This is a genomic window from Peribacillus phoenicis (assembly GCF_047238085.1).
Classification (GTDB): Bacteria; Bacillota; Bacilli; order Bacillales; family DSM-1321; genus Peribacillus.
The window spans coordinates 1,472,847-1,487,719 of record NZ_JBDFMF010000001.1 but is presented as its reverse complement, the minus strand read 5'-3'; the positions used below and the strand labels follow the sequence as shown (position 1 = coordinate 1,487,719).

Annotated in this window: 12 protein-coding genes and 1 pseudogene; 1 reads left to right on the top strand and 12 read right to left on the bottom strand. The window is 41.3% G+C overall.

The window, feature by feature from the left end:
* Window positions 1-307 precede the first annotated feature (307 nt).
* Window positions 308-1,354: a recombinase RecA gene (recA, locus tag ABC374_RS07210; protein WP_101224704.1), complete on the bottom strand. Its 1,047-nt coding sequence runs from the start codon at window positions 1,352-1,354 to the stop codon at window positions 308-310.
* A gap of 674 nt (window positions 1,355-2,028) precedes the next feature.
* Between recA and ABC374_RS07205 the strand changes: the two are divergent.
* Window positions 2,029-3,314 (top strand): annotated as a pseudogene (locus ABC374_RS07205) (IS1182 family transposase).
* A 142-nt stretch (window positions 3,315-3,456) separates the two neighbouring features.
* Here the strand turns inward: ABC374_RS07205 and ABC374_RS07200 are convergent.
* From ABC374_RS07200 to ABC374_RS07150, 11 genes are all read right to left on the bottom strand, one after another.
* Window positions 3,457-4,689, bottom strand: a complete 1,233-nt coding sequence (locus tag ABC374_RS07200) for a competence/damage-inducible protein A (protein ID WP_413016673.1) — start codon at window positions 4,687-4,689, stop codon at window positions 3,457-3,459.
* A 23-nt stretch (window positions 4,690-4,712) separates the two neighbouring features.
* Window positions 4,713-5,297 carry a CDP-diacylglycerol--glycerol-3-phosphate 3-phosphatidyltransferase gene (gene pgsA, locus ABC374_RS07195; RefSeq protein WP_413016671.1) on the bottom strand — a complete coding sequence of 195 codons (585 nt, stop codon included), beginning with the start codon at window positions 5,295-5,297 and terminating at the stop codon, window positions 4,713-4,715.
* A 163-nt stretch (window positions 5,298-5,460) separates the two neighbouring features.
* Window positions 5,461-6,369: a helix-turn-helix domain-containing protein gene (locus ABC374_RS07190; RefSeq protein ID WP_413016669.1), complete on the bottom strand. Its 909-nt coding sequence runs from the start codon at window positions 6,367-6,369 to the stop codon at window positions 5,461-5,463.
* An 8-nt stretch (window positions 6,370-6,377) separates the two neighbouring features.
* A complete protein-coding gene (locus tag ABC374_RS07185; protein ID WP_034313530.1) occupies window positions 6,378-7,169 on the bottom strand; it encodes a DUF3388 domain-containing protein in 792 nt (263 codons plus the stop codon).
* Between the two features lie 240 nt (window positions 7,170-7,409).
* Entirely contained in the window at window positions 7,410-7,667 is a 258-nt protein-coding gene (locus ABC374_RS07180) for a DUF3243 domain-containing protein (RefSeq protein WP_350302044.1), read from the bottom strand.
* Window positions 7,668-7,747: 80 nt separating this feature from the next.
* Window positions 7,748-8,473: an elongation factor P 5-aminopentanone reductase gene (ymfI, locus tag ABC374_RS07175; RefSeq protein WP_241591249.1), complete on the bottom strand. Its 726-nt coding sequence runs from the start codon at window positions 8,471-8,473 to the stop codon at window positions 7,748-7,750.
* 18 nt (window positions 8,474-8,491) lie between these two features.
* Window positions 8,492-9,778 (bottom strand): EF-P 5-aminopentanol modification-associated protein YfmH, encoded by a 1,287-nt coding sequence (gene yfmH / locus ABC374_RS07170; RefSeq protein ID WP_350302043.1) that lies wholly within the window; start codon window positions 9,776-9,778, stop codon window positions 8,492-8,494.
* On the bottom strand, window positions 9,778-11,058 hold the full coding sequence (yfmF, locus tag ABC374_RS07165) for an EF-P 5-aminopentanol modification-associated protein YfmF (protein ID WP_350302042.1): 1,281 nt from the start codon (window positions 11,056-11,058) through the stop codon (window positions 9,778-9,780). The genes yfmH and yfmF overlap by 1 nt, the downstream gene beginning before the upstream one ends.
* Window positions 11,059-11,263: 205 nt before the next feature.
* The gene (locus ABC374_RS07160) at window positions 11,264-12,223 is read right to left on the bottom strand and encodes an ABC transporter permease (RefSeq protein ID WP_350302041.1); all 960 of its coding nucleotides are present in this window, start codon (window positions 12,221-12,223) and stop codon (window positions 11,264-11,266) included.
* Window positions 12,224-13,267 (bottom strand): ABC transporter permease, encoded by a 1,044-nt coding sequence (locus ABC374_RS07155; protein ID WP_101224696.1) that lies wholly within the window; start codon window positions 13,265-13,267, stop codon window positions 12,224-12,226. It abuts the gene before it with no gap.
* Window positions 13,260-14,795 (bottom strand): ABC transporter ATP-binding protein, encoded by a 1,536-nt coding sequence (locus ABC374_RS07150; protein WP_350302040.1) that lies wholly within the window; start codon window positions 14,793-14,795, stop codon window positions 13,260-13,262. The genes ABC374_RS07155 and ABC374_RS07150 overlap by 8 nt, the downstream gene beginning before the upstream one ends.
* Between the last annotated feature and the right edge of the window lie 78 nt (window positions 14,796-14,873).

Genomic DNA, 14,873 nt, shown 5'->3' with positions numbered 1-14,873 from the left:
TGTCGGCAAGTACATTGCACATAAATTCAATATACAGCACTTAATTTTCAAAATTTTAGTTTGAAAAATTGTAAAATATACATATTAATTGTATAGTTGAGAATTTTTATTGTCAAGCGTTTGTCCCTTATGTATCAATGATTATTCAAGTTTTCTTAATATCAACCATCATTATGTACAGCATTCTTTATGGAAGAAGTCTGTAAATCTGATTTCAATGCCATTTATTCCGCTGAAAATTTCACACTTTTCTCAAAATATATAGAAAAGGCCTAAGCGAACAAGCTTAGGCCTTTTCCAAATACCATTAATCAAGCAATTCAAAATGCTCTTCTGGTTCATTTTCTTCTGGCGGTAATTCATGCTCTCCATCGAGATTATAGTGATCTCTGATTTTCTGAGAAATTTCCTGAGCGATATCCTGATTTTCTTTCAAGAACAGCTTCGCATTTTCGCGGCCTTGTCCGACACGCTCTTCATTGTATGAATACCACGAACCGCTTTTAAGGACGATATCAAGATCTGCACCCATATCGATGATTTCACCTTCCTGGGAAATCCCTTGACCATACATGATGTCAACTTCCGCTTGACGGAATGGTGGAGCAACCTTGTTTTTAACAACTTTGATTTTCGTTTTATTACCGACGATTTCATTACCCTGTTTTAATTGTTCCGCACGACGCACTTCCAGACGAACAGTTGAATAGAACTTCAATGCCCGGCCTCCCGGAGTCGTTTCAGGGTTCCCAAACATAACACCGATTTTTTCACGGACTTGGTTAATGAAAATGGCAATGGTATTTGATTTATTAATGGCACCAGACAGTTTTCTAAGCGCCTGGGACATCATCCGCGCTTGAAGACCCATATGGGAATCTCCCATTTCGCCTTCGATTTCAGCTTTAGGAACAAGTGCTGCCACCGAATCAATGACAATGATATCCACCGCTCCACTTCGAACTAATGCTTCAGCGATCTCCAAGGCCTGTTCACCCGTATCAGGCTGTGAAAGCAGTAAGTCATCGATATTCACACCAAGTTTTTCTGAATATGCTGGATCTAAAGCATGCTCTGCATCAATGAATGCAGCCGTGCCGCCAGTCTTTTGTACTTCTGCAATAGCATGTAATGCAACAGTCGTTTTACCGGAGCTTTCAGGTCCATATATTTCAATGACCCGGCCTCTTGGATATCCGCCCACTCCCAATGCTACGTCCAATGCTAAAGAACCGCTTGAAATCGTTGAAATCCTACGATCAGACTGTTCCCCAAGTTTCATAATAGAACCTTTACCAAATTGTTTTTCAATTTGTTTTAACGCCATATCTAAAGCCGCTTGACGATCACTCACTCAATTTCCTCCTCTATATTCAAATAATCGGCTGTCCGATTAAAGGTGTACTTACGTTAGCAATTATTCGAGATCAAGGTTTGCATCCTGTCTCAAAACCTATCTTTACTATATACTCTTTTTACAATTTTGCCAAGCAAAAAGTCGAACATTCATTCGTTTTTTTCTTTCGGGGTATTCTCTGTAAAAAAACGTTTTATCTTTAAGAAATCTCCATTTCCTTTCACTTGCTCCCTAAAAAAAACATTTTCATTGAATTAACTTTTTTCTTTTTTTCCCTATTTTTCAAGAAACAAACTTCTAAAACCAAATAAAAAGCAGAGCTGTAAAAAGCTCTGCTCAGACTGTAGACAAACCTCGATGAAAATCGTGTTTGTCTATTTTTATGGCTTGTACAAATTTGGACGTTGATTTCCACTTCAGGCACTCGCTTTCCGCGGGCGGTCCGGGAGCCTCCTCGGCGCACTTGCGCCTGTGGGGTCTCCCTTGGACTCGCTATTCCCGCAGGAGTCTCGCACCTTACGTTCCAATCAACTATGTTTTTAGTTAGAACTCCTTTTGCCTACAGTCTTTTTTGTTTTAAAATAGAATTATTAAAACTTGAGGTGATGAGGATGCTTTCGAAACATAATTCTATTCAGCGAGACCAACTTGAAATGATTACTTTAGATTAACTGGTGCCTCCGAATCATTTGGTTCGTAAAATGGAGGCTTCCATTGACTTCACTTTCATTTATGACAGATATGTATTCAGAGGTAGGACGCCCAAGTATTGATCCAGTTATTTTAGTTAAACTGACTTTCATTCAATATACCTTTGGTATTCGTTCCATGCGTAAAACGATTGAAGAAGTTGAAACCAATATGGCTTACCGTTGGTTCTTAGGCTATGGTTTCCATGATAAAGTACCTCATTTCTCTACGTTCGGGAAAAATTATGAGCGACGCTTTAAAGATACAGACCTGTTTGAACAAATTTTCTATCGCATTTTAATGACAGCTGCTAATAAAAAGTTAAAGTGCTGAACACGTTTTCGTGGATTCCACACATGTGAAAGCCAGTGCGAATAAACGGAAATTTGAAAAGAAAATCGTTCGTAAAGAAACACGAGCGTATCAAGGACGTCTTCAAGAAGAAATCAATCAAGATCGTGAAAACCATGGAAAAAAGCCTTTTCCATCAGATAAATTTGATAAAGAAGAGACCAAAGAGATTAAAGAAAGTACAACCGATTCTGAGAGTGGCTACTATGTGAAAGATGAACGAACAAAACAGTTTGCCTATTCATTCCACGCGGCCGCAGACCGCAACGGTTTTGTATTGGAACGATTGTAACACCTGGAAATACACATGACAGTCAGATTTTAGAGCCACTAGTTGAACAAGTGATTGAGAAAATTGGAAAACCGGAAGCAGTTGCCGCAGATGCAGCTTATAAAACACCAGCGATTACAAGCTACCTATTTAACAAAGAAATCATACCGGCTTTACCTTATACACGTCCTCGCACCAAAGAAGGATTTTTCCGCAAACAGGACTATGTATACGATGAACATTTTGATTGTTACCTTTGCCCTTCGGGAGAGCTATTAAAGTACTCAACAACAAATAAAGAGGGCTATCGCGAGTACAAATCGCCAAAACAAATTGTTCAAGATGCTCATTTTTATTCGGTGTACAGAAAGCAAAGACTGTCAAAAAGTGGTGACACGGCATATCTGGCAAACACATGTGAAAGAAGCAGATCATCTGCGTCATCATCAAGATGTAAAACCTATATATGCAAAACGTAAAGAAACGATTGAGCGTGTATTCGCAGATGCAAAAGAAAAGCATGGTATGCGTTGGACTACTTTAAGGGGACTTAAAAAATTGTCGATGCTGGCGATGCTTACTTTCGCTGCCATTAATTTAAAGAAGATGGCCAATTGGACATGGCGAGGTCCAAAAATGGCCTAACATAGTGGGCTCGTAGAGCTCCAATCTCTTAACTTTAGGCGAAAATTCAAAGGGAATTTCAAAAGGGGTTCAGAATTTTTTAATTCCGAACCCCTTTTGTCTACAAACTGAGCAGAGCTGTAAAAAGCTCTGCTTATAGCATTTATAAATCCCTTAATAGGTAATGACAGCCGTACTTCACACTCCGAATCCGGTTTTGCGCCCTGCTTCCGGAAAGATTCAACTCCTTGAAATGAGTGTTTCCATCCCGATAGGAAATGCCAATGAATACTGTCCCTACAGGCTTGCCTTCTTGTTCATCCGGACCTGCAACACCCGTAAAGCTTATGCCTACATCCGCATTGAGCTTGCTCCGGACATTAGAGGCCATTTCCATTGCACACTCACCGCTGACCACCCCATGCTCAGATATGGTATCATCGCTGACGCCAAGGACGTTCGACTTCGCATCATTCGTATAGCAGACAATTCCGCCTTTGAAGATCTTACCGGCGCCAGGAATGGTTGTCAGCTGTTCTTGGAACATCCCTCCGGTCAAGCTTTCAGCTGCCGCAATTGAAAGCTTGCGGACCGTTAATTCTTTTACAAGTTCCTTTATTAGCGAAGTATTATCACTTCCATAATGGAACTTACCGACCCTGCTAAGAATTTCTTTTTCCGCTTCTAAAATAAGCTCTTCGCATTTTTCTTTAGAAGAGTCTTTAGCGGTGATCCTTAACGTCACTTCCCCTTCGGCTGCCAGCGGAGCAATTGTCGGATTCGTTTGATTGACAAGAAGATCTTCAATCACCGTTTCCAGTTCGGCTTCACCTATACCGTAGAACCGAAGAACCTTGGAATCGATCCGTTCATGCTTTTCCAGTTTATTCATGATCTTTTCATAACCATAACTTAAAAACATCGGCTCCATTTCACTTGGCGGACCAGGGAGAAGCATATATGTAATCCCGGATTTGGACAAGACCATTCCCGGTGCCATGCCATGATCGTTTGCCAACACTTCACTGCCTTCTAAGACAAGGGCCTGTTTTTTGTTGTTTTCCGTCATCGGCCGTTCCCGTTTTTGGAAGTAAGCTTCAATGGATTGCAAAGCTTCATCATTAAAAACGAGCTTTTTCCCTATATGGCGAGCAATCGTTTCTTTCGTTAAATCATCTTTGGTAGGACCGAGTCCACCGGTAAAGACAATCAAGTTCGCCCTCGATTCAGCGATTTCTATAGCTTGTTGTAAACGGCGGTCGTTATCCCCGACGACAGTATGGTAAAAAACGTTGATACCCATTTCCGCAAACTGCTGCGATAAGAACCTTCCATTAGTGTTATTGATTTGTCCTAAAAGAAGCTCTGAGCCCACTGCAATGATTTCTGCATCCATCTTTTCAAAACCACCATTCGTTTTTACTTTGAATTAACAAATACTTCTTTGTTTTTTATAAAATAATCCAAACCAGACCAGATTGTAAAGATTAATGCAATCCATAATGCGATATTGGCAAATGGAAGTGAAATGAGGGTAAATGGAAGGTTATGCAGCAATAAAGCTGAAATGGAAACAATTTGTGCCCATGTTTTAATTTTACCAAGCTGGTTCGCTGCAACCACTTCCCCTGTACCCGCTAGCACCAAACGCAATCCGGTGACTGCAAACTCGCGACTTATGATCACGATGGCGATCCATGATTGACCGTACATTAAATCTAGATCAACCAAAACGATTAAGGCAGCCGAAACCAGAAGCTTATCAGCCAATGGATCTAAAAATTTCCCTAAATCAGTAATCATATTATATTTTCTGGCAAAATGGCCATCGATCCAATCCGTAGTGGAAGCGATAATAAAGAGGATGGCTCCAGCTAAGTGCGCCACTGGCAAACTGTATTCTCCCCAAGTCAGCGTCCCCCATGAAAAAGGAACGAGCATGATGATTAAAAATACTGGTATTAAACAGATTCTTGCTACTGTAATCTTATTAGGCAGATTCAAAACTTTTACCTCCAAAATTTACGCCTGCCATTTGGGCCTGCGTCTTAGATCTAAAATACGCTTTTATGTATAATTTAACTCAAAATCCAATCTTATATGCCGGGTAATCCATTTCCCGTCGCCTTACTATTATATAGAGCAAAAATAGTCATCTATAAGATGACTATTCGGCTTTCGTAAATTGTATCGTAACCAATTGCGTATTCACTTCAGTCGGTGAAATGGAATACTCCAGCTTCTCATCATTCACATAAATCTCAGTTTCATATGCTCTGCCTATATTGATGACAGCTTCTTTTTCATTGGTGAAATCAATTTCCTGGCTTTTGTCCTTGTCGATAGTGCCCTGGAATAGTAATTTACCTTCACCATTTTTTATGCCGACCCATGGTGAGCCTTTTGAGGTCACCTTTAATTTAAAGGAATCGGTATTTTTTAATTCATACGTACTGTTTTTACCGCTGGAACTTGTGACGGCAAGTTTTTGCTCTTTCTTTTCATCTTTGACAACTGCATCATCTTCATTCTTCTCATCAGATGACTCAGATTTTTCTTCATTCTGTTTTTTGTCTGCATTCTCTTCTTCTTTGTTAAACTCTTCACTTTTATTGTAATCCACGGCATCGCTCTGTTTTGCGTCCTTTTTGTCATCATTGTCCGGATTACTCATATAGTTCAATACCAGCACCCAAATCAATACGGCCGCACCAATGATTAAAACGGCAGCCAGGATCTTCGGTAACATTTCCACAACCTTTGAATCCCCTGCCGGTATAGTTTTCCGGGATTGGACCCTTGAAAGCTGTTCTGGCAATTCCTCGCTATAGACTGATGGCACTTCACTCTTATATTGTTCGAAAATCTCTTCTGAGTCCAGTCCGACCGCTTCACAATATTGCTTTATGAATGCCCGTACATAGAACTTTCCAGGCATCATACTGTAATTTCCCTCTTCAATGCCTATAAGGTAACGCTTTTGAATCTTCGTTAATTCCTGCAAATCTTCTAAGCTAAGGCCTTTGGCTTCCCTAGCTTCCTTTAATCGATTACCTAACTCAGTCAAATAAAACACCTGCCATTTTAAAAGTCAAAGGAACCAAAATCGGACCCTGAAAACTGGTCTTTTTGGTCGACAACTTCATATGTTATTTCTTCTTCAGGATTGTTTCGCAGTTCAATAATATAATCAAAGTCTTCGAGGGTATACTCTGTATTTTGGACAAAAACATCCGGATGTTCGATTACTTTGACAGCATCAAGCCTCATTATTTCGCGAATCAACTGCCAATGACGCTCATTTGCACGGCGAGTGGAAACAATTCCATCTAAAATGAACAAATTATCATTATTATATTCATCCTCAATAAGCTGACTGCGGATAGTCTGCTTTAAAAGGGTCGATGACACAAACAACCATCTCTTATTAGCACATACACTCGAGGCTACGATGGATTCAGTTTTCCCGACACGAGGCATCCCCCGTATCCCGATCAATTTATGACCTTCCTGTTTAAACAGCTCGGCCAGGAAATCGACAAGCAAGCCCAGTTCATCACGGACAAACCTAAAGGTGTTCTTCTCATCGGCATCGCGCTGAATATAACGTCCATGCCTGACTGCGAGGCGATCACGCAATTTAGGTTCCCTCAGCTTAATGACCTTTATCGTATCCATCGTACGGAGGATTGACTCGAATCTTTCTATATTACGGCTGTCTTTCGCCAACAAAAGTAAACCACGCCTGCCTTCATCGACCCCGTTAATGGTGATGATATTAATGGAAAGCATACCCAGAAGGGATGAAATATCCCCTAATAAACCAGGACGGTTGACTTGGATTTCATATTCAAAATACCATTCTTTATTATCCACGATAACACTCCTTAAGCCTAAAAGCTTTTACCCTACTCAGGGCAAAAAACTTATCCATCGTAAATTTCAAGGTCTGAACACTTTAATATTAATTGTCTAGCTTCTATAATATAGCATTTCGTGATAAGTTAAAAGGAAAAACCCTAGAAAAATATTCATTTTTATATAAGAGGATAAATAGTCAGCCACTTAAACCCAAAAGGCCCTGTTAATTAATAACAGGGCCTTTGGATTGATATTTTACTTCGTTCCATTGTTCTCGACTAACTTGACCATGACACTTGCCATGGCATGTTTTTCTTCATCACTTGCGACCGACCAAAGATCAGCAAGCACTTTCTCTTGATCATTCTGGGGCTCAACCTGGTTAGCCAGGTAATCACCGATTTCGTAAGCCAAGTTGTTAACAGCGCTTCCTGACAAACCTTGTTGTTCACCTTGATGTAATCTGTCGCCTAAGAAGTTTTTCCATTGATCCCAATTGTCCAGTACAGACATGAATGGTCACCCTTTCCTTCAAAATAGTACATAGATATTTTGTGAAGGAACCGAGGAAATTATACATGTCTTAAAAAAAATCATGTGTACCATCCGCCATTTACGCCTAAAATTTGCCCGGTTATATAGGATGACTTGTCGGAAAGCAAGTAGTATACGGCCTCTGCGACTTCTTTGGAATGTCCCATCCTGCCCATCGGGATATCGCCTTTGATGATCTCCAGATCTTCTGCACTGAAAGATTCGAGCATGGAAGTGGAAATCGCACCGGGGGCAACAGCATTCACCCGGATTCCATTAAGCGAGACTTCTTTGCTAAGCGCTTTGATAAAAGCATTTTGACTGCCCTTGACCATTGAATATAAGACTTCACAGGATGCACCTGTCTGCCCCCAAATCGATGTGACCGCAACGATGGCAGCCTGTTCTTGGTACATAAGCTTTGGAAGCAGTTCCTTTGTTAATTGGAAAGGGCTCGTTACATGCAGCTGCACCATTTCATTAACGATTTTCTCATCCATGTCTGATATTAGCCCATAATAGCTATTGCCACTATTGAGGACGATTGCATGGAGGGCAAAGATATTTTCCGCCAATTTCTTGTATCCATCCGGTGCAGCCAAATCCGCTTGAACCGGAATAAGTTCGACTTGATGGGGCTTCAGTTCTTCAATCAATTCAAGTATCGCTTCTTCATTGCTGTTATAATGTAAATAAAGTGAATAATTCTCCTCGGCGAGCTTTATAGCGATTTCCCGGCCGATCCCTCCACTGGCTCCAGTAATAAGGGCAAAACGTTTCCCCACATTCGAGCCCCCTTTATATTATTTAGGAAGTACCTGACAGACTGTCATCCGTTCATCGGATATTAAGTCCTTGGCGACCTCCCTGATATCTTCGATCGTTAGTTTTTCCAATACTGATACAACATCGAACAAGTTCATATCATTGAATGCATATCTGGTGAATTGATTCGCTATATATTCCGGCGAATTCAGAGAACGAAGGAAAGAACCGATTTTTTTCTTGATTGTCCTTTGCAGGCTTTCTTCATTCAGGCCGGTTCCGGCTTTTGATTTATGCAGGATACCAAATAAAGACTCCGTCAACTCATCAGGTTTGGCACTGTCCCCGCCAATTAACGCAAATCCAAAACCTTGTTCCTGTGTATAATCATATGAGAAGCTTTGATCGATCAATCCTTCCTCATATAGCTCCTCATGCAAAGGTGAACTTTTGCCGAACAGCATTTCCAGATAAATATTGGTTGCCAATTCCCTTTTCAAAAGTTGTAAACCGGATTGATGGACATTGGTCGCCTTGATTCCCAGCATCACTTTTGGTGTCTGGACATTCATTCTTAAGACTTCCTTATCCTTGGCAACGATTTCCGGCTCTTGGTCAAACTTACGTTCCACCTCAGGTTGTTCGTTGTACCCTTTATTATTTTGATTATCCCGGATCAGCTTCATGGTGCTTTCGACATCCACCGGTCCTACCACGAATAGGAGCATGTTGCTAGGATGATAAAACGTATTATAACATTCGTAAAGCATATCCTTCGTAATATCTGCAATGGATTCCACAGTACCGGCGATATCGATTTTCACGGGATGCTGATGATACATATTGGCTATCGTTCCGAAATATAATCGCCAGTCCGAATTATCATCATACATATTGATCTCCTGCCCAATGATTCCTTTTTCCTTCTCTACCGTCTTTTCCGAAAAGTAAGGATCCTGGACAAAGTCGATTAAGGTAGTTAGATTCCTATCGAAATCGGACGTGCTGGAAAATAAATAAGCTGTACGGGTGAAAGAAGTAAAGGCATTTGCAGATGCTCCCTGCTTTGAAAATTGCTGAAAAACATCTCCATCTTCCTTTTCAAAAAGCTTATGTTCAAGAAAATGGGCAATTCCATCAGGTACTTTAGTGAATTCCGTTTCATTCAAAGGTTTGAAATGGTTGTCGATCGAACCATAATTCGTCGTGAAAGTGGCAAATGATTTATTGAAGCCACTTTTCGGAAGAATATACACTTCTAGGCCATTATCCATTTTTTCATGGAAAAGTTCTTCTTTCAATTGAGTGAATGCTATTTTTTCCATTACCCTTGCACCTCCTCTTCCGTTAGGAAATAAATCGTATCAAGCTGAATTTTTTGACCAACTGCAATGATTTCTTCCTTTGTCGTCCGCTCTGTGTTTGCAAACCACTCGTCGAGTGATATATCCTGCCCGGAAACCACATTATGATATAAAATTTCCACAAGTCCTCTCGAAACGTCAATGGTTTCAAGGAGTTGGTTCTTAACGACCGCCTTTGTCTGCGCCAGCTCTTCTTCGGAAAAGTTCCCTTGCTTCATTTCTTTCATTTGCGCATGAATGATATCCAATGCCTGCTTGTAGTTGGCATTTTCAATGCCGGCCATGACCATTAATAGACCTTTATGACTTTCGAGCCTCGAAGCTGCATAATAAGCAAGGCTGGCCTTCTCCCGGACATTGATGAAAAGTTTTGAATGTGAAAAGCCACCAAAAATCCCATTGAAAAGCTGAAGTGCATAATAATCCGGATCACCGTAGGCAACTTGGGTTCGATAACCGATATTCAATTTCCCTTGCTTCACATCCGAATTCTCAATGATTTCTTTTTCCTTCTCCACTACCTTGCCCGTCTTCCCTGGCAGTCTCACAGGCACTCGTTCTTGCAATGAAACATACTTGTCAGCCAGAGCCTGCACTTCCGATTGATCGATGTCACCGATTACATATAAATCGATTTCATCCTCCGCCAGCACTTTTTTGTAATAGGCGAAAAGGGACTCGGGAGTCATCGTTTCCAAGTCTTGAAGATTACCGCTCGCTTCTAAAGCATATGGTTCGTTTTTACACATTTCCTCTACAAGGCGTGTAGCTGAATATCGCATTTTATCATCGGAAATGGATTGAATCCGCTGTTTTAAAGAACGGATTTCATTGGAAACCGTTTTAGAGTCAAAGGCTTCGCCATTCTTCTTCGGATTAAAGATCACCTCTGATAATAACCCAAAAGCCTTTTCGAGAAGCGGGGTTGAATCACTAAGAAATTTTTCATTGACGATATCGATCGTAAAACTTATGATTTGATATTCGCCTTTTTTAGCTACATCGACATAAAACCCTGCTCCATATAAATCATCAAGATAAGATCGAAGCTCGGGTGTTGTAGGATATTTACTTGTATTGCTTTGTAACACATATGGCAGCAATGCACGATATGTAACGTCCTCTTTTGTCAACGGGGCTTTCATCTTGAGCACGAGAGTATTCGTTTTATATTTATCCGTCCGGACCACATGAAGCTTGTAGCCGCTTTTTTCCGTAATTGTTTCGGAAGCAATAGACATGAATAATCCTCCTCATTATATAAATCACCTTTATTAGCTTATTGTTTGTAGATTGGAACCCTTTTAAACATCTACTTAAAATATACATGTGAAAGGAAAAATCATGCAAGTTACAGCTACTTTTTTTGGTTTTTCACCAGCTCACGATCACTTACGGCTCAATCTCAAAAAACCGGTCAGCATAGTTTGCTGACCGGTTAAAACCTTATCTTTTTCCTTTGATGTACGGCTGTCCGGATGCTTTAGGAGCATCTGCACGTCCAATGAAACCAGTTAATGCAATGATCGTCAGAACATAAGGAGCGATCAATAGGTAAACCGAAGGAATATCCTTGAAGAAGGGAAGGCTCGAGCCAACGATACTTAAACTTTGAGCCAAACCAAAGAATAACGCTGCACCCATTGCCCCGACCGGGTGCCATTTACCAAAAATCATGGCGGCAATGGCCATGAAACCTTGACCATTAATTGTCGCATGATTGAATTCATTCGAAAAGATGGTAGCATATATCGCTCCGCCTATACCTCCAAAAGCACCTGATAATAAAACAGCGGCATATCGGATTTTCGTAACATTGACACCCATCGTATCAGCAGCCATGGGATGCTCACCCACTGCACGGATCCTTAACCCGAAAGGTGTTTTATAAAGTACATACCAGACGACAAAGGATATAAGGATCGCTATATATACGATATAATATCCATTCGCGAAAAAGATGGGTCCTATAAATGGGATATCACTTAGTAAAGGAACATCAATCCTTGGGAATGTTTCCGTTATTCTATCAGTTTGACCTTTGTCAAAAATCAGCTTCACCAAAAACATGGTCAGACCCACTGCCAACAAGTTGATGGCTACCCCACTAACCGTTTGGTCCGCCCTGAATGTAATGCATGCCACGGCGTGCAGAATGGAAAACAGCAAGCCGGCAACCATTGCCGCTAGCACAGCAAGCCAAGGAGTCCATTCCCCAAAAACATCAGCAAACATTAAGTTAAAAACGATCCCTGTAAAGGCACCGATGACCATCAATCCTTCTAAACCGATGTTTATGACACCTGCCCGTTCAGATAACACTCCTCCAAGCGAAGTAAAAATAAGTGGTGCAGCTAGAGCAATCATAGATGGAATAATAATTTGTAATACTTGGTAAAAATCCACTTATTTCACCCCTTTCTTAAATCGAGCGGCAATCCAACGAATAAAATAACTGGATGCGACGAAGAAGATGATCAATGCTATGACAATATCTACAATTTCACTAGGTATGCCGGTTTCTAGCGGCATATTTAACGCCCCTGCTTTCAGTCCCCCAAATAATAAGGCTGCCAGCACTACACCAATAGCCGTATTAGCTCCTAGTAAGGCTACTGCAATCCCATCAAAGCCCATACCTGTGAACCCGCCTTTGACTGCAGCATAACCGAAAGTTCCAAGGCCTTCCATCGCACCCGCAAGCCCTGCAAACGCACCTGAAATAACCATGGAAAGTATGATGTTCTTATTTACACTCATCCCTGCATATTCGGACGCGTGCTGATTGAAACCTACCGCTTTCAGTTCAAAGCCGGTTTTTGTCCTTTCAAGAAGGAACCACATGATGATCACGCAAATAATCGCTACCACTATTCCCCAATGCATCCGGGAAAAATCCGTAATGCTTTCAAAAAAAGGAGACCGCAGTGATGCTGTATCAGCAACTCTTTCTGTTTTATCCAGCTTGTCAGTCATTACATTCCGAATTAAATAATTTGTCACATATAAAGCTGTATAATTCAACATGATCGAAACGATTACTTCATGTACACGGAACTTAGCTTTTAAATAACCAGGGATAAACGCCCACAAGGCACCTGCAGCTGCACCAGCTAATATGGCAAACGGCAAATGGATGATCCTTGGTAGATCAAAAGCGATTCCGACCCAAACTGCCGCCAGCCAGCCTACAATTAATTGCCCTTCTACACCGATATTGAATAGGCCCGTACGGAAAGCAAAAGCCACTGCCAAACCGGCAAGGATATAAGGGATGATTGTCCTGACGGATTCCCCTACATAATAAGAATCCCCAATAATTCCATTTATCATGGAGCCATAGCCGGCAACAGGATCATAGCCGCTTACTAACATGATTATGGCCCCAACGACTAAGCCGAGGATAACTGCTATTAACGGACTCGTTAATTTAGATAAATACTTAGACATTTTGTTTTCCCCCTGCTACCGTCCGTTTACTGCCAGCCATAAGAAGGCCAAGCTCCTGTTCAGTCGTTTCTTTCGGATCGACTATTGCGACGATTTCCCCTTCGTATATAACGGCAATTCTATCGCTCACATTCATGATTTCTTCCAATTCAAATGATATGAGGAGTACCGCTTTTCCTGCATCACGCTGTTCAATCAGACGTTTATGGATAAACTCGATCGCCCCGACATCAAGCCCGCGTGTCGGCTGTGCGGCTATCAATAAATCCGGGTTCCTATCAACTTCCCGTCCAATGATCGCTTTTTGCTGATTCCCTCCAGAAAGCGCCCTTGCCGGGGTATATTCACTCGGAGTGCGAACATCGTAACTTTTGATCAGTGAACGGGCCTTTTCAAAAATTTTCTTTGAGTTCAAGATACCAGCTTTTGAAAAAGGCTTTTGATAATAGGTTTGCAAGACAATATTTTCCCCAATGCTGTAATCAAGAACCAAACCATGCTTATGTCTGTCTTCTGGAATATGGCCGACACCTGCTTCAGTGATTTTACGCGGCTTCAGATTCCTGATTTCTTTTCCATTTAGCTTTATCGAACCTGCGGTTGTCTTCCTTAGGCCAGCCAATGCTTCAATTAGTTCGGATTGTCCATTCCCATCCACACCGGCGATACCGACGATTTCTCCTGCACGGACAGTTAAATCCAAGTTCCGAACAGCTGAAACGCCCCGGGAATCCTTGACTTCCAGTTCCCGGACCTCGAGAACTACATCCGAAGGAATAGCTGCCGTTTTTTCCGTCTTGAACAGAACTTCCCTACCGACCATTAAACTGGCCAATTCGTTAGGATTCGTTTCGTTGACATTCACTGTACCAATTCCTTGGCCTTTGCGTATTACCGTTACCCGGTCACAAACCTCCATGATTTCCTTAAGTTTGTGTGTAATTAAAATGATGGATTTCCCCTCTTTGATAAGGGCTTTCATAATATAAATCAATTCCTTGATTTCTTGAGGAGTCAATACAGCGGTCGGCTCATCAAAAATCAATATCTCCGCACCACGGTATAGCGTTTTAAGAATTTCGACACGCTGCTGCATCCCTATTGATATATCGGCAATTTTCGCATAGGGGTCAACACGAAGCTGATATTGTTCCGATAGTTTCCTAACTTCCTCGCTCGCTTCTTTTAAATCGATTTTACCCGCTTTTGATGGTTCTTTTCCTAAAATGATATTTTCTGTTACTGTAAAGGGGTCTACGAGCATAAAATGCTGATGGACCATCCCAATCCCTAAATCATTGGCAATGTTAGGACTGGTAATCTTGACTGGCTTGCCATTCACACGGATTTCTCCCTGTTCAGGCTGGTATAAGCCGAATAAGACATTCATCAAAGTGGATTTGCCCGCGCCATTTTCACCTAATAATGCGTGAATCTCCCCTTTTTTAACCTGAAGGGTAACGTTATCATTTGCGACGATGCCGGGGAATTCCTTACGGATATTAAGCATCTCAATTACATATTCCACGTATTATCAACTCCTAAAATGAGTGTAAATATTCTTAAATCATATAATTGCTTCTACTAGCTTATTGATTTTTTTAAA